15 protein-coding genes and 1 pseudogene are annotated in these 21,017 nt (G+C 69.3%); 6 read left to right on the top strand and 10 right to left on the bottom strand.

From position 1 onward, the window contains the following. Positions 1-26: 26 nt before the first annotated feature. The 5 genes from ACIQAK_RS28850 to ACIQAK_RS28830 form a co-directional block, all read right to left on the bottom strand. A complete protein-coding gene (locus ACIQAK_RS28850; RefSeq protein ID WP_401849326.1) occupies positions 27-1,718 on the bottom strand; it encodes a DUF2637 domain-containing protein in 1,692 nt (563 codons plus the stop codon). 112 nt (positions 1,719-1,830) lie between these two features. Then, a complete protein-coding gene (locus tag ACIQAK_RS28845; protein ID WP_366392058.1) occupies positions 1,831-2,856 on the bottom strand; it encodes a ParB/RepB/Spo0J family partition protein in 1,026 nt (341 codons plus the stop codon). Then, entirely contained in the window at positions 2,853-4,004 is a 1,152-nt protein-coding gene (locus tag ACIQAK_RS28840) for a ParA family protein (protein ID WP_366392059.1), read from the bottom strand. Before ACIQAK_RS28840 ends, ACIQAK_RS28845 begins: the two co-directional genes overlap by 4 nt. Before the next feature lie 373 nt (positions 4,005-4,377). Then, positions 4,378-5,574 carry a globin domain-containing protein gene (locus tag ACIQAK_RS28835; RefSeq protein WP_366392060.1) on the bottom strand — a complete coding sequence of 399 codons (1,197 nt, stop codon included), beginning with the start codon at positions 5,572-5,574 and terminating at the stop codon, positions 4,378-4,380. 103 nt (positions 5,575-5,677) lie between these two features. After that, complete coding sequence (locus ACIQAK_RS28830) at positions 5,678-6,124, bottom strand: Rrf2 family transcriptional regulator (RefSeq protein ID WP_366392062.1); 447 nt, start codon at positions 6,122-6,124, stop codon at positions 5,678-5,680. Positions 6,125-6,530: 406 nt separating this feature from the next. Between ACIQAK_RS28830 and ACIQAK_RS28825 the strand changes: the two genes are divergently transcribed. Continuing rightward, on the top strand, positions 6,531-6,893 hold the full coding sequence (locus ACIQAK_RS28825) for a hypothetical protein (protein ID WP_366392063.1): 363 nt from the start codon (positions 6,531-6,533) through the stop codon (positions 6,891-6,893). A gap of 539 nt (positions 6,894-7,432) precedes the next feature. Here the strand turns inward: ACIQAK_RS28825 and ACIQAK_RS28820 are convergent. Beyond that, positions 7,433-8,383, bottom strand: a complete 951-nt coding sequence (locus tag ACIQAK_RS28820; RefSeq protein ID WP_366392064.1) for an AraC family transcriptional regulator — start codon at positions 8,381-8,383, stop codon at positions 7,433-7,435. 115 nt (positions 8,384-8,498) lie between these two features. Between ACIQAK_RS28820 and ACIQAK_RS28815 the strand changes: the two genes are divergently transcribed. Next, positions 8,499-9,359 carry an NAD(P)H-binding protein gene (locus tag ACIQAK_RS28815; protein ID WP_366392065.1) on the top strand — a complete coding sequence of 287 codons (861 nt, stop codon included), beginning with the start codon at positions 8,499-8,501 and terminating at the stop codon, positions 9,357-9,359. A 202-nt stretch (positions 9,360-9,561) separates the two neighbouring features. Continuing rightward, positions 9,562-10,428 (top strand): annotated as a pseudogene (locus ACIQAK_RS28810) (serine hydrolase domain-containing protein); the annotation flags it as partial. Between the two features lie 293 nt (positions 10,429-10,721). Here ACIQAK_RS28810 and ACIQAK_RS28805 read toward each other — a convergent pair. Together ACIQAK_RS28805 and ACIQAK_RS28800 are read right to left on the bottom strand one after the other, a co-directional pair. Next, positions 10,722-11,639: a recombinase family protein gene (locus ACIQAK_RS28805; RefSeq protein ID WP_366392066.1), complete on the bottom strand. Its 918-nt coding sequence runs from the start codon at positions 11,637-11,639 to the stop codon at positions 10,722-10,724. A 261-nt stretch (positions 11,640-11,900) separates the two neighbouring features. Continuing rightward, complete coding sequence (locus ACIQAK_RS28800; RefSeq protein WP_366392067.1) at positions 11,901-13,391, bottom strand: dienelactone hydrolase family protein; 1,491 nt, start codon at positions 13,389-13,391, stop codon at positions 11,901-11,903. A 418-nt stretch (positions 13,392-13,809) separates the two neighbouring features. On the opposite strand from ACIQAK_RS28800, the gene ACIQAK_RS28795 reads away from it, so the two are divergent. Both ACIQAK_RS28795 and ACIQAK_RS28790 read left to right on the top strand, forming a co-directional pair. Continuing rightward, positions 13,810-14,970 carry a sensor histidine kinase gene (locus tag ACIQAK_RS28795; protein WP_401849338.1) on the top strand — a complete coding sequence of 387 codons (1,161 nt, stop codon included), beginning with the start codon at positions 13,810-13,812 and terminating at the stop codon, positions 14,968-14,970. Then, positions 14,967-15,629: a response regulator transcription factor gene (locus ACIQAK_RS28790; protein ID WP_366392069.1), complete on the top strand. Its 663-nt coding sequence runs from the start codon at positions 14,967-14,969 to the stop codon at positions 15,627-15,629. The genes ACIQAK_RS28795 and ACIQAK_RS28790 overlap by 4 nt, the downstream gene beginning before the upstream one ends. A gap of 283 nt (positions 15,630-15,912) precedes the next feature. On the opposite strand, the gene ACIQAK_RS28785 is transcribed toward ACIQAK_RS28790, so the two are convergent. Beyond that, a complete protein-coding gene (locus ACIQAK_RS28785; RefSeq protein ID WP_366392070.1) occupies positions 15,913-18,963 on the bottom strand; it encodes a Tn3 family transposase in 3,051 nt (1,016 codons plus the stop codon). Between the two features lie 177 nt (positions 18,964-19,140). Here ACIQAK_RS28785 and ACIQAK_RS28780 point away from each other — a divergent pair, with 177 nt between their 5' ends. Continuing rightward, positions 19,141-19,848 carry a DsbA family oxidoreductase gene (locus ACIQAK_RS28780; protein ID WP_366392071.1) on the top strand — a complete coding sequence of 236 codons (708 nt, stop codon included), beginning with the start codon at positions 19,141-19,143 and terminating at the stop codon, positions 19,846-19,848. 381 nt (positions 19,849-20,229) lie between these two features. Here ACIQAK_RS28780 and ACIQAK_RS28775 read toward each other — a convergent pair whose 3' ends face one another. After that, positions 20,230-20,796 carry a hypothetical protein gene (locus tag ACIQAK_RS28775; protein WP_366392072.1) on the bottom strand — a complete coding sequence of 189 codons (567 nt, stop codon included), beginning with the start codon at positions 20,794-20,796 and terminating at the stop codon, positions 20,230-20,232. Between the last annotated feature and the right edge of the window lie 221 nt (positions 20,797-21,017).

Genomic DNA, 21,017 nt, shown 5'->3' with positions numbered 1-21,017 from the left:
GCGAGGAGCTGGAAAAACAGCGTGGGTCAGCGGAGTGCGGCAGCCTGCTTCTCAGCACGCTTGATGTCGCCGAGGTACTTCCGCACCGTTCCAACGGTGTAGTCCGTTCCCTCGGCGAGCAGTGGCGCGAGGGCGTTCGCCGACCTGGCGCGTTCTTCCTCGGACAGCTCCCGGTATCGGGCGGCCACGATCTCCGGGCCGGTGAGCGCCTTCTCCTTGTGCACCAGGACTTCCTCCGCCGTCTCCCGCTCGGATTCTTCAGCGGCGCCCCCGGCAGGTGAGTGCTCGGGTCCTCGGTGCTCGTCGTGGTCGGGAATTCTCATCTGCACGACGCGGCGGCCGTGGCCGGCCCGGTCCGCCGTCGCCCCAGCGCCTGTGGCCGCATTGGAGGGGGCGCTGGAATAGGAATGCTCGCCCTCGTGTGCGTTGTCCCGGGACGTGTCGTTCCAGGATTCCACCTTTTCCAACGCGGTCTGAGGGAACCCGCCCGAGGACGTCTCCTGACCGGACCCGAACCATGCAGTGGTTCCGTCCACCTGCTCCCGCATCCACTCCCCCGCCGGGACTTCCAGCTCGAGGTCCGGCTCCGTCTGCCGGGAGCCCGCGGGGTCTGCGCTCGCTGTCTCGTCATGGAGATGCTCGCTCATCGGCTCATGTGCCGGGTCCTGGATCCGGAACTCGTCGATCAACACCTTCAGCAGCTCCTCGGGGAGCGGTCCGCCGGTGGAGGGGTCGATGATGTCGTACAACGCGAGGAACAGCCCGAACTGCCGGGCATCGGGGAAGACGCCGTACTGCTGCACGAACGCCTCAGCGGCCGCCACGTAATCCGCGGGCGGTAGTACCGACACCAGTTGTGGCTGCGGTTGCGAGGTTTCCCGTACGGCTTCGGCTTCGCTCACCGTCGGGTCGCCATCGACCTCGGCGGGCTGCCGGGCGGCGTCGGCCCACTCCCCCGCCCGCTGATGACCGATGCTGAGTGCCGCTGCGCTCACGGCATCAACCCGTTCGGCCGTGACGTGTTCTGGTTTCTCGATGCCGGCGGCGGCGAGTCCGGCCGGGGCGGTCTCGGCGAGCGGGACGCCGTACTTCGCCAGCCGCAGCGGCATCATCGACTCGACCGGCGCCTTGCGGCGCCAGTTGCGGCCGAACCGGGCCTGGAGCCGGGCCTGGTATATCAGCCGCTCCTGTTCGAGCTTGATGACCTGCTCGTAACTGCGCAGCTCCCACAGCTTCATGCGCCGCCACAGCTTGAACGTCGGTACGGGGGAGAGCAGCCAGCGGGTGAGGCGCACGCCCTCCATGTGCTTGTCGGCCGTGATGTCCGCGATCCGGCCCACCGCGTGGCGGGCGGCCTCCACGGAGACGACGAACAGGACCGGGATCACCGCGTGCATCGCGGTGCCGAGCGGATCGGGCCAGGAGGCGGCGCCGTTGAACGCGATGGTCGCGGCGGTCAGCAGCCACGCCGTCTGGCGCAGCAGCGGGAACGGGATCCGCATCCACGTCAGCAGCAGGTCCAGCGCGAGCAGGACGCAGATACCCGCGTCGATGCCGATGGGGAAGACCAGGGAGAACGTGCCGAACCCCTTGGCCTCGGCCAGCTCGCGCACGGCCGCGTAGGAGCCCGCGAACCCGATCGCGGCGATGATCACCGCACCGGCGACCACGACTCCGATGAGTATCCGGTGCGTACGTGTCAGCTGGATCGCTGCCATCTAGGGGTTTCTTTCTGGAGTGCGGTGTCGTGGTGTCCGCTGGATACGCCTGGGGAGTGGCGCGTGGCCCTGCCGTGCGTCGTTCGGACGGCACGGCCACGCGTGCGCGGACTCATTCCTGGGCGAGGAGCTTGGCGAGAGTCTGCCGGTCCTCGGCAGTCATGAGCTCACGGGCCATCCGGTTGAGCGCTTGCGGGTTGTGCCACGGCAGGTGCTCCGAGGACTTCGGGTCCGAGGCGGGCGTGATTACGGCGTTATCAGCCGTGGTCTTCGCCGGATGGACAGGTGGCGCCGGTTCAGGACTGGCGGGCTCCAAGCCGCTGATAACGCCGTTATCGGCGGGAGAGGCAGAAGGAACTCTCGGCTCCGCCCGGGCAGGCCTGATTACGGCGTTATCAGCTGCGGGCGCGGGAGCGGGCTTGTTCCGCTGCTGCCTCTTCGCGGTTGCCTGCCGTGCCCGTGCGTCCGCCACTTCCCGCTGTTCCTCCGGGGTGTGCTTGGCCAGGCCCCGCACGTGCTCGACTTTGCGGCGCCCCGCTTCCAGATCGGCTTGGAGCTCCGGTGTCAGTTCCAGCAGGGACAATCGCTGTGAAATGTAGGGCTGGGTGACGCCGAGCCGCCGGGCGGCCTTGTGCTGCGATCCGTAGAACGCCACCAGCGTCCTGAGCGCTGCGGCCTCTTCCAGGTCGGAGAGATTCTCCCGCTGGGCGTTCGCGACGAACGCGGACTCCAGAAGGGTCTCGTCCGTGGTGACCCGGGCATCGTCAACGGTGACCTTGATCGTCGCCAGCCCCGCCGCTCGTGCCCCCGCCAGGCGGCGGTGCCCGTCCACGACGACGAAGTTCGCGCCCGGCTCGAGTTCCGACGCGCGTTCCGGCCGGTCCCGAAGGTATGCCTCGACGGACGCGACGGTGATCGACTGGATCTGCCCGATCTCGGTGAGGCTGTCAGCCATGCCGGAGATGTCGCCGAGGGTCTCCCGGGGGTTGTCCGGGTTGGCGCTGACCTCGGTGAGGGGCAACTCGTTGGGGTCGATCGTTCCGAAGGCCTGATCGGTCAGCTGACGGCGTACGCTGCGCGCTTTGCCGGCTCGGGCGAATGATGACGAGGCGCCCAGCTGGTCTTCCTTGGAGCTCATGAAATCTGCCTCGCGATCTCTCGCATACCGGTCGACTGGTCGCAGTAGGGGGCATGTTCCAGCAGCGGCATGCGCTTGCGTACGGCTTCTCGCTGTTCCTTGAGGTCACCGATGACCGCGAGCACCTTGGGGTCGCCGAGGTTGCGCCATTCCCTGAGGGAAGAGGTCGCGACGACGCCGCGTCGGCTGTCGTAGAGGTTCACGACGAGTCCGAGGTACTCGATCTCCAGACGCAGGTCGTCCCGCAGCGACTCGATCTGGTCGGCGAGCATCGCGTAGGCCGTGGCGGATGAGTCTTCGGCCAGGACGGGGATGACCATGCCAGAGATTCCCTCGGCTTCACCCTGACGGCGTCGCCCGTAGTAGATCGCCGCGTCGGTCGCCATGCCGAGGCTTGGCGGGCAATCGATCACAATCGCGTCGAAGTCTCTCTCCAGTGGCTGCAGAGCCCGTTCCAGGGCTGCTTCCTTGTTACGCATCCGCGCGACTGCGATCTTCGCGTCGAGGAGGAACCCGTCCGGGCAGGCCGGCAGAACATGGAGACGCTTCTCGAAGCGCGAGGACTCGATCGTGACGATCAGGTCCTTCAGCTCTCCTTTGCCTTCCCCGCACATGTGCAGTACCAGGCTGTCCGTCCCCGGCGGCAGCTGCTCGACACCGAGCTGATCGCTGAGGTGCCCCTGGGGGTCGTAGTCCACCAGGAGGACCCGCATCCCATCCTCGGCGAGTGCCTGGGCCACCCCGGCCGCGACGGCCGTCTTCCCCACGCCACCCTTCTGGTTTATGACGACCTTGCGCTGGACGATGCCCGTCACCGGGCGGTGCCTGGGGGAGGGGTTGGCGGTCAACCAGGTCTGAACCGACTGGGCGAGCCCCTGAACGAAGGGCATCCCGTCCCGTTCGCTGCAGGTGCTCCTGAGCTCCTCCCACTGTCCTGGCGGCAGCCAGGTCGAGAACGGACGGGAGCCCGAGGTGTCGACCGTGGCATGCTCTTCGGACGAAGCGCGCCAGATGGAGATACCGGCGGACACCGCGTCCTGGATGTCGATGCCGTGTTCGGCGGCACGGACCTTGAGATCCTGGCGTAGCCAGGACGGCAGCTTGGAGACGACCTTCTCTCTGTCTCCGGCAGTGTTTGGAGTAGTCATGAGGTCAGTTTACTAACCTTGCAGTGGTTGATGATCCAACCCCGCCCAACACGCGTGTCGGCTGCTGACTCTGACCTCGCAGCAGCTCACAAGACGCCCTGTGCTCTTCGGCAGGGTGGGAGCAGAGGCGGAACGACACTGCTGTCACACACCGCAGCATCGCCAACCGCAGCGAGCCTGAGCGAAGGACCGGTTGAATACTCAGCCGCAACGCCCGGCTTCCGGTGCCTGCTTCCGGGCCCTGCCGATAACGGCGTTATCGGCAGGGCCCGGAAGCAGGCTTGACTCTCTGGAAGCCCTGCGTCCTTAACCTCGCACTTCGCGGTGTGGAAGGCTGAGCGCGCGTCGGGCGGCGGCCCCCTACGGCATCCCCCTATGCGCTCGCCAGCCAGAGGTCCGGGCCGAACACCTCGTAGTGGATGTCGGCCGGGCGGACCCCCGCGTCCAGCAGCCGGGTCCGTACCGCGCGCATGAAGGGCAGTGGGCCGCACAGATAGGCGTGGGTGCCCGGCAGCACAGTGATGCCGCTCAGGTCGACGAGCCCGGTGCGGTGGGCAGGGTAACCGGCCTCCGGCGCCTCGTACCAGAAGTGCGGTTCGGCCTTCGGGAGCTTCTCCGTCAGCTGGAGGTGGTGGGTGCGCAGGGCGTGGTCGGCGGGCGAACGGTCGCCGTGCACCACGGTGACGGGGCGGTCGTGGTTCTGCTCGGCCAGGTACTCCAGCATCGACAGCATGGGCGTGCAGCCGATTCCCGCCGAGGCCAGCAGCAGCGGCGCGTCCAGGTGGTCGAGGACCAGGTCCCCGTAGGGGACGGAGACACGCAGCCGGTCGCCCACGCGGGCGTGCTCGTGCAGGCGCCGGGAGACCTCGCCGTCCGGAGTCTGCTCACCGCGCACCCGCTTCACCGTGATGGAGCGCAGCCGGGAGCCGGGGGAGGAGGAAAGGCTGTACTGGCGTATCTGCCGTGCTCCGTCCGCCAGTTCGACCTGTACGGAGACGTACTGACCGGGCCGGAAGTCGGGGGCGGCACTGCCGTCCGCCGGGCGGATGTGGAAGGTGGCGACGTCCTCGGTCTCCTCGATCCGGGCGGTGACCTCCCACTCTCTCCACACATCGCCCGCCACGACGCTCCGTTGGGCGTAGAGCCGTCCCTCGATGGCGATGAGGGAGCCCGCCATCAGCCAGTAGACCTCGTCCCATGCCGCCGCGACCTCAGGGGTGACGGCATCCCCCAGGACATCGGCGATGGCGGCGAGAAGATGGGTGTGTACCAACTCGTACTGCTCGGGAGTCACCCCCAGCGAGGCGTGCTTGTGGGCGATCCGGTTCAGCATCACGTCGGGCCGGGTACCGGGGTGCTCGACCAGCGCGGTCGCGAATGCGGCGATGGACCCGGCCAGTGCTGTGCGCTGGGCACCGGAGGCCTGGTTACCGCGGTTGAACAGATCGCGCAGCAGACCGGGGTGGGCTTCGAAAAGCTTCTTGTAGAAGAGGTCGGCGATGTCCCCGACGGCCGCACCGACGGCGGGCAGGGTGGCTCGGACGGTGGCGGCGGACCGGGGGGAGAGCATGGCGAAGAACTCCTGTTTTTTTATTGGTACTAGTGATGCTTATTTTTGGGTGGCGGAAGACCGGTCCGTGGGCGCGGGTGAAAGATCCTGCCGGTGCCCGGGCTCAGTCCGGTGGTGGTCCGCTGCCGATGCCGAGCAGCAGCGGACCGGTCGGAGCGGCGACGAGATCGGCGACGGTGATCGGTTCGAGCGAGGAGTAGAAGGCGTCCTGGGCCGTCCGCAGAGCGCCGCGCAGCCGGCAGGCGGAGCGCAGCGGGCAAGGGGTCACGCCCTCGCACTCCACGACCTCCTCGGCACCCTCCAGCTCCCGCACGAGAGCCCCGATCGAGGCGGAGTACCCGGCCGCGGTCAGGGTGAGTCCGCCGCCCCGGCCGCGGCGGGCGTCGAGCAGGCCCAGGTGCTGGAGGCGGGCGACGACCTTGGCCGTGTGCGTGTACGGCACCCGCATGGTGTCCGCCACTTCGCGCGTGGTGGGCGCTTCCGTGCTGTCGGCGACCGCCAGCCGCATGAGCACGCGGAGCGCCACATCGGTGAATCTGGTCAGCCGCATGACCACATCTTAGGTAAGTTGCATATCTGATGCAAATTAACCGCAGGGCGACGAGGGGTGATGTGCACCGACCGACCGAAAGGCAAGGCGACGCGGGGGCCCGGTCCGGATCAGCGGGGCGACTCTCCAACGAACGCAGGCGCGTTGACGAAGGGCCGGCTGACGGCGGCGGAAACGGCGCACCGGCTGCGCGAAGTTGGGCTTTCCATGTGCCCAGGGAACAGCAACTATGCGGTTCTGACCCCGCCACGTGACCGCGCCTCTACCATGGGTATCCGCGTCGATCCTGGGAGCACTGGTGTTGGACCACACCCCGGACTATCCGCCGAAGACTCCACCGCCACCGAAGCGCCCTGTACAACCACCGCGCCCTGAGACGGGCTTGGAGGGGACAGGGCGGGTCCGGATGCGGGTGCGGAACCGGCGGTCGGCGAACTGGTCCCTGGAAGCGGCCTCTTGGTCGCCGAAGAAGGCGTTGGGCCATGTCGTGGGCCGGCTGCACGAGTGGGGGTACCGGGAGGCCGACCAGGTTGCGGGGGACCTGACAGAGGCGTTGGTGCGGGCCGCGGTGGCCGATGGCGGCCGACGGGTCTCGGTGCACCTCGCAGACCAGGACCGTCAGGCACTGATCGTCGCCCTGTCCCACCGGCCGGGCCTCGCGGTCGCGGACCCGGCAGTGCTGCCGGAGCTGACCGGGCTGGGCGCGGTGTCATGCGGGACAGACACCGCGGCGGACGGGCGCAGGGTGTGGGCGGTGCTCGATCTGTAGGGCTGGGAATACGTGGACGGCCCCGCCATGGGTGTCAGGCGCATCCGGGTCGACCATGGCATAGGCCCCTATGAAGAACTGATGGGTAACGGGCCCGCGGCCTCGGCCGAGGCGAGCACATGAACGACACCATCCAGGCGGTCGCCGCCGTGCCCTCCCAGAAGGCTTCCCGGCTCTCACCGGAGGGCAGCCGAAGCTCGCCCTCCGGTTCCCGGAGGAAGGCGAAGAACTCGAACTCGGTGGAGTTCTGGCGGACCAGGTGGGCCGCAGGATGGTCCACTCCGGACGGGACTCCGGTACGGCCTGCTCAACGGCGAGGTGGCTGTCACCGGGCGAGCACCCGCTGGTGAGCGTCGAGGTGTCTAGCGGCGCGGCCCGTCGGCCGGGTCGGCGGCACGCCGGCCGGATCGGCGGCGCGCAGGACGTGGGAGGAGAGGGGAACCGTAGCCGCCGATCGCCTGGAAGGTGCGGTCCATGCCGGAGGTGTCCGTGGTGGTCACGAAGATCTCACCGCCCCCGTCGGCCCAGCGGTTGACGGTTCAGGGCAGGGCGGCGCGGGCCGAGGCGCGGTGTTCTGTCGGACGGATGCCGAGGGTGCGTTTGAAGGCGACGCTGAGGGCGTAGGCGTTGGTGTAGCCGACCTGGCGGGAGACCGTTTCGAGGGTGGCGTCGGTACGGGCCAGCAGGTCGGCGGCGCGGCAGATCCGCCACTCGGTGAGATAGGCCATGGGGGGCTGGCCGACGATGTCGTTGAACCGCTGGGCGAACCGGGCCCGGGAGATGCCCGCCTCCGCGGCCAGCGAGGCGACCGTCCACGGGCGGGCCGGATCGCCGTGGATGAGTTTCAGGGCTTGGCCGACCACGGGGTCGTGGTGAGCCCGGTACCAGGCGGGAGCCTGGGCCTGGGGCAGCTCGAACCACTCGCGGAGGCTGGAGAGGAGCAGCAGGTCGAGCAGCCGGTCGAGCACGACCTGCCGACCGGGGGTGTCTTTGCGCAGCTCTTTCTCGATCATGGTGAGGGGCAGGCACCCGTCCGGCGCGGCAGGGACCAGGACGAGTCGCGGCAGGGCGGTGAGCACCCGTTCGGAGACGTTGCCCCGGACCGGGTAGGTGCTCTTGAGCAGGACCGCGTCGGCGTCGGTCGTGTCCGGCTCGCCGGGTCCGTACATCGGCAGTGCGCCCTCGGAGGCCGGCATCCCGTCGGGAGTGGTCCACCCGTCGTCGTCCAGCAGGGCCAGCGCCGGCGTGTCCGGGGCGTCCGCGACCGTGTACGGCTCGGGGCCCACCACGATCGCCACGTCTCCCTGCCGCAGCAGCATCGGGGCCCCGTCGTCCGGGGTCAGCCAGGCGTCGCCGCTGAGCATCGTGAGGAGGGAGAGCGGGGCCTGGTCGAGGAACCGCAAGGACCATGGCGGATTGACGACCGACTGGTCGAAGAGTGCCCCTTGGGCACAGACGTCCTGCAACAGCCCGGACAGCACATCATCCATGGTGTCCGAGCTTAGGGCAGGTCCGGCTCAAATGGAACGGGAAGTGAGACGGACAGACATCAAAACGAGAGGATCAGCCATCGACCGTACCGCTTCCGTGGTGTGGACTTCAGGTATGACGACTGAAACGAATGAAACAGCCCAAACCACCGGATTTTCCCGCATTGTCGTTCTCGGCGGCACCGGCAAGACCGGCAGCCGCGTCGCGGCCGCGCTCCGCCGGGACGGCCTGAACCCCGCCGTGGCCTCCCGGCGCGGCCCGCTCCGCTTCGACTGGGCCGACCGCTCGACCTGGGGGCCGGCCCTGGAGGGGACCGACGCCGTGTACGTGGTCGATTCCCAGGGCCCGAACGCATCCGCCGAGGTCCGTGACTTCGCGGCCGCCGCGGCCCGGGCCGGAGTGCGCCGGCTGGTGCTGCTGTCCGCCCGGGTCTGGGGTGAGCTGCCCGGCGACAACCACCTCGCCGTGGAGAAGGCCGTAAAGGAGTCCGGTCTGCAGTGGACCGTCCTGCGGCCCACCTGGTTCGCCCAGAACTTCACCGAATTCGAGTTCTTCGCCTCCCTCTGGGGACCGGAGGGCGAGCTTCGGCTGCCCACCGATGAGGGCCGGGAAGCCTTTGTCGACCTGGAGGACCTCGCCGACGTAGCTGCGGCCGCCCTGACGCAGGACGGGCATGCGGGGCGGACTTACATCCTCTCCGGCACTCGTTCCCTCAGCTTCGGGGACGCGGTCGCCGAGATCGCCCGCGCCGCAGACCGCCCCCTGCGCTTCGTCGCGGTCTCCGACGACGACTTCCGCGCAGAACTCGCCGCCGCCGGATTCCCGGACGCCGTGACCGACGAGATGATCACACTGTTCCGGCACATCCGCGAGGAGCGCGGCGCCGAACCGGTAGACGGCGTGCGCGAGGCGCTGGGGCGCGCACCGCGCGACTTCACCGACTACGTCCGGCGCACCGACTTCTCCGCCAGCTGACGAGGACGCCCCTGCCTCCGGGAGCACCCGGCCCCGGCACACCCGGGGCCGGGCACCGCGCCCCGACGAGCAGCACCACGTTTCCCGAACGGAGAACGGCCATGACCACCGGCAAAACGACCATGAACGATCTCGGCCTCTTCACGGGCGTGCCACAGCACGCCAACTTCTCCCGCATGGCCGACTGCTCCCCGCCCGCACCATGCCCGCCTCCAGCCGGCCCCGCCCGTGGCCCGTGGGGGAGGCCCTCGACCTACCGGACTACTACCGCTTCGGCGGCGCCCAGCGGTCCACCGAGCACTTCCTCACCGAGACGGACACCGCCGCGCTGCTCGTCCTGAAGGACGGCAGGCTCCGCTTCGAGCAGTACTGGCTCACCGGGGGACCCGACGCGCCCTGGCTGTCGATGTCGCTGGCGAAGAGCTTCGTCTCCGCCCTCGTCGGCATCGCGCTGGCCGAGGGCCACATCCCCTCCCTCGACACCCCCGTCAGCGACATCGTCCCCGTCCAGGCCGGCTCCGCCTACGACGGCGTCTCCGTCCGCGACACCCTGCGGATGTCCTCGGGCGCCCGCTGGAACGAGGACTACAACGATCCCGTCTCCGAGGTCTACCGGCTCGGCCGGGCGCTGTCGCCGGGCGGCTCGCTCGACGCCTTCGTCGCCTCCATGGTGCGCGAGAACGAACCCGGCACCGTCTCCCACTACAACTCGGGCGAGACCCAGGTGCTGGGCGCCCTGGTGGCGCGGGCCACCGGCCGCACGCTCTCCGACTACATGACGGAAAAACTCGTGGAACCGCTCGGAATGACCTCGCCCGGGCACTGGCTGATCGACCCGGCCGGTACCGAGCTGGCTTTCAACGGACTGAACCTCACCGCGCGCGACTACGCCCGCATCGGCGAGCTGTACCGCAACGGCGGCGTCGTCGGCGACACCCGCGTCCTGCCCGAGGACTGGGTGCGCGAGTCGGTGACCATCGCCGCCCCGCACCTCGAACCGGGCCGCGTCCTCGTCGCCGGTCACCCCTTCGGAGTCGGCTACGGCTACCAGTGGTGGATTCCCGACGGCGACCGCGGCGAGTTCAGCGCCGTCGGGTGTCTACAACCAGTTCGTCTACATCGATCCGACGAGCGCCACCACGATCGTCAAGCTCTCCGCCAACCGCCGGTACGGCACCTCACCCGGCGAGGACACCAACCGCGAGATGGAGACCATCGCGTTCCTGCGGGCCATCGCCCGCCACGACGACTGATCACGGCGTTCCGGCCAGGGCCCCGGAACCGCTGCGACCCGGAACCGCCCGGGCAGAACGGCCCTCGGGGAGTATCCGAACGGAAATTAGCGGTAGCCGCTGACCCGGATCATGGTCCGGTCGGGGTGAGGGTGCTGACGCGGTTCTCGTACTCGCGGCGGGCCTTGCGCTGGGCCGGGACTGCCGCGGTGCCGTCGAGGGGCTGGCAGCGGTCGAGGAGTTGGCGGTGGACCGCGGGCACGGTGGTGATGCGCAAGGTGTAGCCCTGACCACGTCGTACGGTCACGCCGTCGTCGAGCGCGCCGCGCTCGACGACGTCCAGTTCAGTCGCGCGGAGGAAGTCGGCGACCTTGCCCGGCATGTCGAGGGTGACCGCGATCTCCGGTGCTGGGGTCTCCTCGCGATCGTCGGTGTGCTCGGGCATGAGGTCGGCGACGGCTGTACGGATGGCGCCGCGGCTGACGTGGTGGTCGCGGGCCAGACCGGCGATGGACCGGCCGCCCAGGTACCCGGCGCGCACGGCGGCGGCCTTCGCGGCCGTGACGGCGGGGCGGCGTCCGCCCTTGTTGCCCTTGGCTTCGGCGGTCCGCAGTCCGTCGTAGGTCAGTTCGCGCTGGAGGTCTCGCTGGAGTTCGCCGGCGGCGGCAAGGGTCTGCACCATGAACTTCACGGTGGACAGCAGCTCTTTGGTGCGCGGGTGGCGTGCGGTGAGGTCCATCGCGGAGAACGCGCCGTCGTGAATACGCAGCGCGACCTGGTCGCGGTGCAGGACATCGAGCACGTCGAGGATGTGTCCGGTGCTGCGTACGAGGCGGAACATCTCGGAGATGTGCACGGTTTCGCCCGGCCGCGCGTAGGTGAGCAGTTCGCTGAACTTCGGCCGCTGGAGGGGGTGGAGGCGGCTGGAGGTGCCGGGGTCCTCCTCGAAGGCGACCTGGTCCTCGATCCCGGCGTCGTCCAGGACGAGGTTCTGCCGGGCGGTCGACTGCTGGTCGGTCGACACCCGCTTGTAGACCAGGTTCGCCACCGAGGGCCCCTTCCGTAGGGAGGATCGGACCCTATCTGTCGTCAAACCGTGTCAGCAATCACCATCGGATCTGATTGGATTCGCGCCGCCGCGAACCCCCGGATTGCACGGGTTCATTGGACGCGTCGGCCACCTGTCGGCAAACGATCGTTTGCCGACAGGTCGGCCTGGCGCGCTGGTCCGCGGCGGGGGCGGCACCGCGGACTGCACTCCGGCTGGGAAGGGGAACGGCCGTGCCGTCGGCTGCCGCCGCCCAGCCGATCAGCGGTTGTTGCTTGGGCGGTAGACGCTGAGGTCGCCGTAGGCCGACAGGACGCCGGCCAGGTCACCGGGTTTGTCCCGCAGGGTGGTGTCCAGGAAGGCGAGAGTGGTTGCGGCGACGACGCGGGGGCTCTCGGTGCGGCCCAGGGAGCCGACTATCGAGGGCACAGGCGGCAGGTACAGGGGGCCGTCCATGAAGGTGAGGTGTGCGGCGCCGGGGATGGTGAGCCGGTAGCTCGTCGCGGTGTTGAGCTTGAGGGCCTTGGTGAGGCGGGGCATGTAGTGCGGGTCGGTTGCGGGGGTGATGGCCTGGGTGAGCGCGAGCGTCGGCTGGTGGAGGGAGGGGGAGGTGGGGCCGTGGGGGTAGCCGTCCAGATCGATGACGGCGTCGAACCGGTGGTCCTGCCGGGCTGCCTGCAGGGCGGCGGCACCACCCATGGAGTGGCCGGTGACCGCGACCCGGCCAGTGTCCAGGCGTCCGGTCAGCGGGCCGGCGATCTCACCTCGGCCCAGACGGTCCAGCTGAGTGAGGACGAAGCTGAGGTCGGCGCCCCGAACAGTCGTCCAACCGGCCGCCAGCTTGTTGTCCTTGTCCCGGTCGCCGGTGGAGGTGGTCTTGGTGTGAATCGTTCGGCCGTCGGTGAGGACGACGGCGGCGGAGTCGTACGGGTGGTCGAGGGCGGCGACCAGATAGCCGTGGCTGGCCAGCTCCTCCGCCCAGGCGGTGTTCTGGGTGCGTACTCCGCCCGATCCCGGAGAGAACAGCACGACCGGGAAGCGTCCGCCCCCGTCGGCCACCGGGGCGTTGAAGACCGAATGGGTGTGGGCACGTGGGATGCCGTCGACCAGGAAGCCAGGCAGGCCGACCGCGCGGGTGAGGGCGTCGGAGACGGTGCGCGCCTCGTGCTCCGTGCGTCCGAGGTACTGGGCCCGCTGCGTGCCTGCGGGGCTCTTCTGCGCGGGGTACCAGAGCTGGACCACGACCGTGCGCCGGTCGTGCGGATCGGCGGTGAAGGTCTCGGGGCGGCGTGGGTCGGTCCACTGCACCACGCGGGTGCCGACCGCGAAACGGCCTGACGGCTCGGGGAACACGGGTACGGGAAAGGCCCAGGCGGCCACCGGACCTGTGGCGATCAGGCCGACGCAGGCCACCGACCCGGGCAAGGCCAGCCACCACCGGGCCCGCCACGTCGGCCGGCCGGTATGGCGTCGCAGCAGGGGAGAGAGGGCGAACGGCAACGCGACGACAGTGCCTGCCAGTACTGGCAGCAGCTGCCAGCGGATGCCCACCACGCTCAGCACGATCGCGGACAGCACGAACACTGCCCCCGCCGCGATCGTGACGCGTGGGCGGACGGCAGGGGGAAGCCAGCGCGCCACCACCAGCGCGACGGCACCCAGCAAGACAAGGACTTCCAGAAGGGACATGTGCAGTCCCATGATGTTCTCGGTCACCCGGCCATGCTCGGCGTGGGGCACGCGCTGCCACATCGCCCTTGGGTCGCCATCGTGTACAGCCGGAGTCGCAATCCGAGGCACGCCCATGTGAGAGGCCTTGCGACCGTGGGGGGTGGCCGGGCTCCTCCTGTGGTCGTACTTCCGCGCGATTCCTTCAGACGGTGGACTCATGCGTGCCGCTGGATCGCGGCCTACCGTGACAGGGCTGCGGTACGTGCGGGCGGCGCGGGTCTTACGCTCCCGTACCCGACCCGGCTCCGGCTGTACGCGGTGGCGGCCCCGGCTGGGGCCACTGTGACGCTGAAATCGACAGGGACGTGTGATGACCGAGGCGGCCGCAGAAACCGGTAGTGCCCACCCGTTGCGCTACCGGGACCGGGTGCCGCGGGCTAGGACAGCCGTACGGCTGACGAGGTACGCCGACCTGGCCTCCGCACGAGCGGCGCGACCGATGAGAGCCGCCCGGCGCTGGGGCTCCCGGCTGCCGCCCATGGTGTGGGACTCGCTGCTACCGGCGCTGCTCCTGATCAACATCATGACCACGCGCGCGCCGCAAGAGCTCCCGGTGGCCGTGGCCCTCACCGCCGCCCTCGCACTGCCCCTGGTGTGGCGACGCCGGGCCCCGCTCACGGTGTTCGGCGCCGTGGCAGCCGCGGCCTTCGTCCAGTGGCTGATGGACGTCCAACTGCCGGCGGACATCGCCTTGCTGGTGGCTCTCTACACGGCGGCCGCGAACTCGGGCCGGCGCGGCACGCTTGTCGCCGGTGCCATCGTGGAGGGCGGGGCCCTGCTGGCCTGCCTGCGCTGGGCGACGGAAGGCGCGTTCCTGACCCCCTTCGTCGCGGTGACCGCGATGGTCGTCGCCGCCGCCGTCCTGGGTGTGAATGTGCGGACCACACGCGCCTACCTCGCGGCCTTGGAGGAACGCGCCGCACACATGGAGCAACAACAAGACCAGCAGGCGCGGCTGGCCGTCGCCGAGGAAAGGACACGTATCACCCGGGAGATGCACGACATCGTCACCCACAACCTGTCCGTCATGGTCGCGCTCACCGACGCCGCCGTGTACGCACAGCACCGGTGCCCCGCCAAGGCCACCACCGCGATGCTCCAAATCTCCGAGACCGGCCGGCAGGCCCTGACCGACATGCGACGCTCCTTGGGCATCCTGCGGACCGACGAACCGGACGCGGAGCGCCACCCGCTGCCCGGCATCGCACAACTGGCAGCCCTCGCCGACCAGATGTGCGCCGCCGGGCTGCCGACCCGCGTCGAGGTCCAGGGCGGCCACACCCACATACCCGCCACTGCACAACTGACCGTCTACCGCCTGGTACAGGAAGCCTTGACCAACACCCTCAAGCACACACCCCCCGGCACACACGCGAAGGTCCGGATACGGTGCTCGACCGAGACCGTCACAGTGGACGTCACCGACAGCGGCCCCCGCCCGCCACTTCCCGGCGCCACACCATCCGGCCACGGCATCCCCGGCATGAGCGAGCGCGCGGCCGCCTACGGGGGGACGTTGCAGGCCGGACCGCTCCCGGGCGGCGGCTGGGGAGTCCACACCCGCCTCGACCTCGGCAGCAGCGGAGCAGCATCCGCATGACGATCCGCATCCTGATCGCCGACGACGAAGCGCTGCTCCGTATGGCCTTCAGCACGGTCCTGGAGACCCAGCCCGACATGGCACCGGTCGGCGAAGCCGCAGACGGCGTCCAGGCCATACGCCTCGCCCGGGACCTGCGCCCCGACGTCGTCCTCATGGACGTCCGGATGCCCGGGACCGACGGGATCGAGGCAACCCGACAGGTCATTCGCATCTCCCCGCAGAGCAGAGTACTGATCCTCACCACCTTCGACCTCGACGAATACGCCTTCACCGCACTCAAAGCCGGAGCCTCGGGCTTCCTGCTGAAAAACACCAGGCCCGAGGAACTGCTCACCGCGATACGCAGCGTGGCAGCGGGCGACGCGGTGGTCTCCCCGCGCATCACCCGCCGCCTGCTGGAGAACCTCCGCCCACACATCCCCGACGGCAGCAGCGCCGACCGCGACGAGCGGCTGAGCCGACTCAGCGCCCGCGAGCGCGAGGTGCTCATCAAGGTGGGCTGCGGCCTGTCCAACACCGAGATCGCGGCCACCCTGTACCTGGCGGAGGCGACCGTGAAGTCCCACCTGGGGCGAATCCTGCAAAAGCTCGAACTCCGCGACCGGATACAGGCCGTGATCTTCGCCTACGAAAGCCGCCTCATCCACCCGGCATGAGGTCGGCAGGGAGCGATTCGACGCCGAGTTCGCCAAGGCGGTCAAGGGCACCGGCATCGAGCCGCGCGCTCTCCGGGAGCGGACCACGACCGCCGCGAAGCGGTTGAGCAAGGCGGCAGCCCGCAAGCCGATCAGCGCCCTGGCAGGTACCTGATCTGTTCAGCATCGTCTGACCCGTGCTCACCCGGCGGCCTGACTGAGCCTCATACCCAAGGCGGTCCGGCCCCGGAGTCATGGGTGGTGACTCCGGGGCCGGACCGCCTTCGACTGTACGGGCGCGCAGCTACGCGTCCTCGCCGTCGTCCGTCTCGTCGTCGCTGTTCGGGTCGCGCAGCCTTCGAAGGCCCGGCACCGGCGGCCGGGTGAAGGCGTACCGGCCCAGGAAGTTGATGTGATCGAACTGGAGCGGGGAGAGCCGGGCGAGCAGCTCGTCGGTGACCGGGAAGCCGTCAGCGGCCAGCTGCTTGACGGCGGCGTCGATGTAGAGGCTGTTGAACAGCACCACGGAGTTCAGCGCCAGGCCGAGCGCGCCGAGCTGGTCCTCCATGCCCTCGCGGTAGTGCTGGCGCAGTTCGCCGCGCTGTCCGAAGAAGATCTTCCGGGCGAGGCGGTGGCGGGCCTCTGTGACGTTGAGCTGGGCGCCGATCATCCGCCGGTATCCCTCGTCCGAGACGAACTGGAGCAGGTGCAGGGTCTTGAAGATCCGCCCGTAGTGGGCGAACGCGTCGCCCAGCCCGGTCGGCTTGCCGTCCCGGGAAAGCATGCGGATCAGGTCGTGGCCGCGGACCTCACCGAGAGTCAGGGAACCTGCCACCCGGAGCATGTCGTCCCAGTGGGCGCGTATCCGGTCCAGGCGGATGGTGTGGTTCGAGACTGGCTGGAGCGGCCCGTAGTCCGCCGCGGTGTTCGTCCGCCACAGCCGGGCGTCGGAGATGTCGGCGATCCTCGGTGAGAACTGGTAGCCGCAGATCGCGAACAGGCCGAAGACGATGTCGGAGTAGGACGCGGTGTCGGTGATGACGGTCTCCGGCTTCGGGCCGCCGTCGCGGGCGTGGATGGCGTCCAGGATGAACAGTGAGTCGCGCAGCGTGCCCGGCACGACCACCCCGCCCAGGCCCATCACCTGGTCGTTTACGACGTTCAACCACGTTGCGCCCTTGTGCCGCAGACCGAAATAGCGCGGGTTCGAACCCGCGTACAGGGTCTGGACGGGGACGGTGAACCGTACGCCGTCGGCGGAGGCGACCAGGCCGCCGCCCCACGCCCGTACGACGTCGATCTTCGCCTGCGCCTCGATGAACAGGCCGTTCGCCGCCGAGATGTTCTCCGCCCGGAAGTAGCCCTGGTCGACCTGGACCAGACGGCCACGGGTGAGCGCCGGGACGCCCGGCTTGATGACCGGGGTGAACCCGACGTTGCAGGCCTCCGACAGCAGCACCGCGCACAGGCTGGTGGCAAAGCCCTCCATGTGGGAGTCCGCGCCGGAGATGTGTGTGAACACCTCCTCCATGCCGGTCAGTTCGGCGACCTCCAGCAGCAGTTCGGGGAAGTCGACCTTCGGCAGCATGCCGTTGACCATGTGACGGAACGGCGGCATGAGCTTGGGTTCCTCGGCCTTGCCGAGCTTGGCCAGCTTCAGCTTCCCGCCCACCACCTCCAGCGCCGTGTTGCCCGGCAGCCCGGCAGTGACCTGGACGTACGCCGCGTGCAGGGCGGAGGCAAGTTCGGCGAGGTGTCCGGCGGGCTCGCTTTCCAGACCGAGCGCGGTGAGCACCTTCGGCTCAGCGGCCGTCCACCTGGCCCCGGCCAGCAGCTTGGCGCGCGTATCGCCCCAGCGGTCACCGTCCCTGGCGAATACGTCCCGTCGGCGCAGCGAGCGGTGCAGGTGCTCCAGGACGCAGAACGAGTACGCGGCTTTGTCGACCACGCCGTGCGGCAGGCTGGGGTTGGCGAACACCAGCCGCCGCCACGAGCCGGTCACCAGGTCGGAGGCGACCTCCTCGGCGCCGACCTTCTTGCGGCCGATCAGTTCCGGCAGAGCTTTGAGTGCCTTCACGACCGGGGCGCCGGCCTCGACCGCGCCGAAGTCGATGACCTCGACCAGCAGGCGGATGAAACCGCGCACCGTGCCGTACCGGGCGACCAGTTCGGCCCGCCACTCCGCGTCGTCGTCCCCGTCGGCGTCCGGGACCGCCGCGGCGATCGTGGCGAGCGCCTCGGCCAGCTGCTCGCGTGGCACGACCTGCTCGATCGCCGACCACGCGTCGACCACGGAGACGAGTTCGCCGGTGTCGGTCGCGGGCGGGGTCGTCATCAGCACGTCGACCGCCGCGGCGACCTTCTTCGCTGCCTTCCGCAGCTGGGGCAGGGCCTTGAGCTTGGCGTCGTTGCCCATCCGCTCGGCCTTCGCGTGCAGCTTGGTGGCCATCAGCGCGTGCAGCAGATCGAGCGCGTCGTCCACCGTCGCCGTCTCCAGATGCCGCACCGTCGCCAGCAGCGTGGCGGTCTGCCTGGTGACCTCCAGCCGCTTCAGCGTCGGCGCCTTCGAGGTCAGCCCGTACCGGGCCAGCCCGGTCATCCGCGCGGCCGGGACCCGTCCGGCGTCCACCGCGCCGGCGCCCAGGCCCCGGACCTCACGCGCACGGTCCAGGGCGAGTTCCATGGCCCTGCCCGACACGCGCATCGGGCCCAGCCGCAGCCGTTCCAGCTCCGACACCCGCTTCTTCTCCGGTACTTCGAGCAGCCGGATCATCTCGGTGCGCAGGTCGTACGGGACCGCCTCGTACAGCGCGGCATGCAGCCGGTCGTTCTCCTCCGACCGTACGGCGGCCACCATCCGGGCCAGCGTCGTGACCCCGGGCAACAGCACCCGGTTGTTCACCAGCCACACCACCGCCCGGTCGAACAGGGCACGAGGCCCCTCCAACGACGACCACACTCGCGCCGCCAGGAACTCCTTCAGCTCCGCCTCACCTGCGGCGAAGTCCCGGTAGCTGTACTCGTCGCGGATCTCCCACGCATGTTCGTACACCGTCTGCGAGCGCGCCCCGTACTCGGCGAAATGCTCGCCGCCGCCGCCGAGCTGTTCGGCGACGAACCGCACCACGGCGGCTGGCACCACGGTGGGGTCCTCAGTCAGGAAGGTCCCGAGCATCCGTACCGTGCCCCACTGCACCGCCCACCCCAGCCTCGTCGCCGGACGGCGCTTCGCCCGCGCCAGACCCAGCGCCTTCTTATCGAGACGGAAGAACTGCTCCAACTCCCCGGGGGACGGCTCGGTGGCGAACCGGCCGTAGCGGGCCTCTTGCTCAGCAGACAAGTACTCAACAGGCATGCCGAGGACCGTAGAACCCGCTGACCAGGTAAAACGGGCACGTCACCGAACCGGAATCAAGATCGTCCCGCTACCGCTAATTTCCGTTCCGATACTCCCCGAGGGCCAGAACCCCGGTGCCACCCCGGCGGGAGCACCGGCCCGTCCATCCCCCTACGAACCGGAGAGAGAACGTCCATGCGTGTCGAGATCTGGAGTGACATCTCCTGCCCTTGGTGCTACGTCGGCAAAGCCCGTTTCGCACAGGGCCTCGCGGCCTTCGCCCACGCCGGCGAGGTCGAGGTCGTTCACCGATCCTACGAGCTCGATCCCCACCGCCCCCACGGCGACAGCGCCCTCATGGTCGATGTCCTCGCCCGGGAGTTCGGCCACACCCTCGACCAGGCCCATGCGTTCCAGGATCGCGTGAGCGCGAGCGCCCGCGCCGAAGGGCTTGAGTACCGCACCGACGTGGCCACGCACGGCAACACCTTCGACATCCACCGCCTCCTTCACCACGCCAAGGCCTGGGGGCGCCAGGACGCGCTGCTCACACTCGTCTACCGCGCCGACTTCGCCGAGGAACGCTCCGTCTTCGACCCTGAAGTCCTGGTCGCGCTCGCCCTTGAGGCGGGACTGGACGAAGGGGAGGTCCGCGGTGTCCTCGCGGACCCGGCCGCCCACGCCGAAGACGTGCGCGCCGACGAACGCCAGGCAGCCGAAGTCGGCGTACGGGGCGTGCCGTTCTTCGTCATCGACCGGCGTTACGGGACCTCCGGAGCCCAGCATGCCGACACCTTCACCCACACTCTGGAACAGGCGTGGGCCAGTCGGCCCCTGACCTCGTTCGGCGCCACCGAAGCCGCCACCTGCGGTCCCGACGGCACCTGCTCTTCACCTTCCTGAGGCAGGCCGGGTGGCGATGCCCGTGCGGGTGTCCATGAGGCCTGCCGTCGGCGGGCCGCTTCCCACCTGGTCCGCGGCCCGTGTCCGGCTGTCGCAAGGGCGGAGCTCTTGGAACACGCCGGTCCCGCGTTCCATCGACGCGGCCGGGTGATCACACGGTCCGCCGGACAGGCCCTGGGCGTTTCGCTCGGCTCCATGGATTCCACGATCGTGCGTGCTCACCGGCACGCGGCGACCGGGCCGGCCGGTGCCCGCAGGAAGGGGCCCCGGCCGGCGAGCCGCACGACCATGCCGTCGACCGGTCCTGCGGCAGGCCGACCACGAAGATCCACCTCACGGCCGACGCCTGGTGCCGGCCCCTGACTAGGCCGACCAGCGGCGTCACGCCTCGACGACGATGGTGCCTATGGTCGATTCCGGGCCGGGCCCCTCCGGACGGTCGACCTTCCACCAACCCAGCACCTCCTGATACTCCGGCTGTGGGATCGCACGTCCTTCGGGAGTCATCAGACGTCCCTGATATGCCTGGGCATAACGTGCTCGGATCGAGTGGACGCCGTGTTCGTCGGGAACGACCAGGTCGCACGACACATTCACCCACTCCGCAGGACCTGCATTGTCTTCCGCCAGCGCCGCGACAGGCGTGTCGGCATTGACCACCTTCAAGCCGCCCCCGCTACGCTGCTTGCCGTTCCATACCGACGCCTGGGCCCGGTCCTGGCCCGCCAGCCCGACGATCACCTGGTTGATGGCGTTGCCGCACCCCGAACAGTCATGCAGCACATCGAAACTGAGCTGGTGCGAACCGCCTCCTTGGACTTTCACCATGTCACCCTGCCCATCGATCTTCACGTTGCGGATCCTGAACCGCGACGGCTCCACCATCTCGGTGTCGGGCGTGAAAGCCGTGGTTCGGTGCACATCGCTGTGACTCAGCTTGTCGGTCATATGCCAAGTAGACAGGGGGCCACTGACATGAGCCCAGCCTTCAACGGAGTTGACACGTCGGCAGCAGACGCAGTTTCTGAACTCATCCAGTGGCAGCTGTGTCCGCCCGCGATGCAGTCCCAGGTCCCTGAGGGACCGCCCCTGCCGTACTGCGGTGTCTACCTCGAACGGCACTGGACAGGCCTGAAACCGAAAACACCTGGGCACGGCGTGACGAACGC

The organism is Streptomyces sp. NPDC088706 (assembly GCF_044752765.1).
In the GTDB taxonomy this organism is placed as follows: domain Bacteria; phylum Actinomycetota; class Actinomycetes; order Streptomycetales; family Streptomycetaceae; genus Streptomyces.
This window is presented reverse-complemented; position numbering and strand designations above follow the sequence as displayed.

Excerpts from the sequence above, each read along its gene's own strand:
- ACIQAK_RS28850 (WP_401849326.1), bottom strand. The coding sequence starts at position 1,718 with ATGGCAGCGATCCAGCTGACACGTACGCACCGGATACTCATCGGAGTC.
- ACIQAK_RS28845 (WP_366392058.1), bottom strand. The coding sequence starts at position 2,856 with ATGAGCTCCAAGGAAGACCAGCTGGGCGCCTCGTCATCATTCGCCCGA.
- ACIQAK_RS28840 (WP_366392059.1), bottom strand. The coding sequence starts at position 4,004 with ATGACTACTCCAAACACTGCCGGAGACAGAGAGAAGGTCGTCTCCAAG.
- ACIQAK_RS28835 (WP_366392060.1), bottom strand. The coding sequence starts at position 5,574 with ATGCTCTCCCCCCGGTCCGCCGCCACCGTCCGAGCCACCCTGCCCGCC.
- ACIQAK_RS28830 (WP_366392062.1), bottom strand. The coding sequence starts at position 6,124 with ATGCGGCTGACCAGATTCACCGATGTGGCGCTCCGCGTGCTCATGCGG.
- ACIQAK_RS28825 (WP_366392063.1), top strand. The coding sequence starts at position 6,531 with ATGCGGGTGCGGAACCGGCGGTCGGCGAACTGGTCCCTGGAAGCGGCC.
- ACIQAK_RS28820 (WP_366392064.1), bottom strand. The coding sequence starts at position 8,383 with ATGGATGATGTGCTGTCCGGGCTGTTGCAGGACGTCTGTGCCCAAGGG.
- ACIQAK_RS28815 (WP_366392065.1), top strand. The coding sequence starts at position 8,499 with ATGACGACTGAAACGAATGAAACAGCCCAAACCACCGGATTTTCCCGC.
- ACIQAK_RS28800 (WP_366392067.1), bottom strand. The coding sequence starts at position 13,391 with ATGTGGCAGCGCGTGCCCCACGCCGAGCATGGCCGGGTGACCGAGAAC.
- ACIQAK_RS28795 (WP_401849338.1), top strand. The coding sequence starts at position 13,810 with ATGAGAGCCGCCCGGCGCTGGGGCTCCCGGCTGCCGCCCATGGTGTGG.
- ACIQAK_RS28790 (WP_366392069.1), top strand. The coding sequence starts at position 14,967 with ATGACGATCCGCATCCTGATCGCCGACGACGAAGCGCTGCTCCGTATG.
- ACIQAK_RS28785 (WP_366392070.1), bottom strand. The coding sequence starts at position 18,963 with ATGCCTGTTGAGTACTTGTCTGCTGAGCAAGAGGCCCGCTACGGCCGG.
- ACIQAK_RS28780 (WP_366392071.1), top strand. The coding sequence starts at position 19,141 with ATGCGTGTCGAGATCTGGAGTGACATCTCCTGCCCTTGGTGCTACGTC.
- ACIQAK_RS28775 (WP_366392072.1), bottom strand. The coding sequence starts at position 20,796 with ATGACCGACAAGCTGAGTCACAGCGATGTGCACCGAACCACGGCTTTC.